We start from the raw sequence: 1,215 nt of genomic DNA, 5'->3' as shown, positions 1-1,215 counted from the left end.
GTGTACTCGTATGTCGCGATTATCGACGATGAGATTGTTGGTAATTTGGGAATGGAAGTGTGTGTAAACCCGAGAAGGCGTCATGTTGCTTCATTCGGAATGGGTGTTAAAGACGATGTATTAGGCAAAGGTGTCGGTAGCCAACTGCTCGCGACCGCGATCGACTTGTGTGATAACTGGATTAACATCAAACGACTGGAGCTAACGGTGTACACCGATAACGAAAGAGCGATCAGTCTCTACAAGAAATTCGGTTTTGTTATTGAAGGAGAGTCGGCTGGGTTCGCTTTCAGAAATGGCGAATATGTGGCGGCTTATCATATGGCTCGACTGGTATAGTGTTCTGCTTCTAATACACGGCTCCAATTAACACAGCTAGAGCTTTCTAATAGATAATAAAACGCCACGTTAAAATAACGTGGCGTTTTCGATTTCAGTCAACTGAGGCTTTAAAGTGCTTCAGTTGTAGCCATACTTAAACCGTTAGTGGCTCAAGGTTCGCAGGACGGTAGTGTACAGATTTTAGTACTTTACCTTGGCGAACTGTCTTGCCCTCAGATACGAAATCTTCCGCACACTTAGCGATGATGTATTCGCCTTTTTGAACCGCCATCAGCTTGATGTTCTGCTCAGCATAGAAAGCTTCTGTTTCAGCGTATTCAGTTTCGTTTCGACATACTTTGCTCATGTTGCTTGAGTGTACTTCGTCCCAGCAAGGTAAGAAGTCAATTGAGCGGTTTTTAGAAACATTCAATAGCAGGTCGATCAGGTAACTGATTGCTAGGTTGTCTTCAACCTTAGCTTGGCCAAGGTGAACCAGACGTCCCATCAAAACATAAACGCTGTCTACGATAGCGTCCGCTTGTTCGATTTTAGAATCAGCTTCTGCAAGTTCTGTTAGTTCTTCGATCGCTAGAGAGGTATGTAGCGTATCGCCTTTTTCGTCCATTGTTTCAGGAGCAGCAACAGGCAGATCAAAAGTACTGCGGAACTCTTCAATGTCGCGGTAAAGGTGATCGTAGATTTCTTGGCTTAGTTGAGAAAGGTTCATTTTCCTATCCATTCTGTTTCGTTAATGGATTATTTTACCAAAGCTAGGAATAGGGTGCTAACGCAAAGTCGAAGAAGTCGACTTTTATTCATTGGACCAATGAGGTATTTTGCATACAAACCAATTGATTATTATGTTTTTTTACACTTTACTCTTCTTAATAT

At 42.6% G+C, this 1,215-nt stretch carries 2 protein-coding genes; one reads left to right on the top strand and one right to left on the bottom strand.

All coding sequences use genetic code 11. From position 1 onward, the window contains the following. Positions 1-339: GNAT family N-acetyltransferase (locus tag AB4653_RS28525; RefSeq protein WP_372106001.1), on the top strand; the 339-nt coding region annotated here is incomplete at its 5' end. Positions 340-475: 136 nt separating this feature from the next. On the opposite strand, the gene AB4653_RS28520 is transcribed toward AB4653_RS28525, so the two are convergent. Continuing rightward, positions 476-1,051, bottom strand: a complete 576-nt coding sequence (locus AB4653_RS28520; protein ID WP_009846922.1) for a nucleoside triphosphate pyrophosphohydrolase family protein — start codon at positions 1,049-1,051, stop codon at positions 476-478. Between the last annotated feature and the right edge of the window lie 164 nt (positions 1,052-1,215).

The sequence above is a fragment of the Vibrio sp. 10N.222.48.A3 genome (genome assembly GCF_041475345.1).
Lineage (GTDB): Bacteria > Pseudomonadota > Gammaproteobacteria > Enterobacterales > Vibrionaceae > Vibrio > Vibrio tasmaniensis_A.
This window is presented reverse-complemented; position numbering and strand designations above follow the sequence as displayed.

What these genes read in the sequence shown, in the direction of transcription:
- AB4653_RS28520 (WP_009846922.1), bottom strand. Translation starts at nt 1,051, where the DNA reads ATGAACCTTTCTCAACTAAGCCAAGAAATCTACGATCACCTTTACCGC.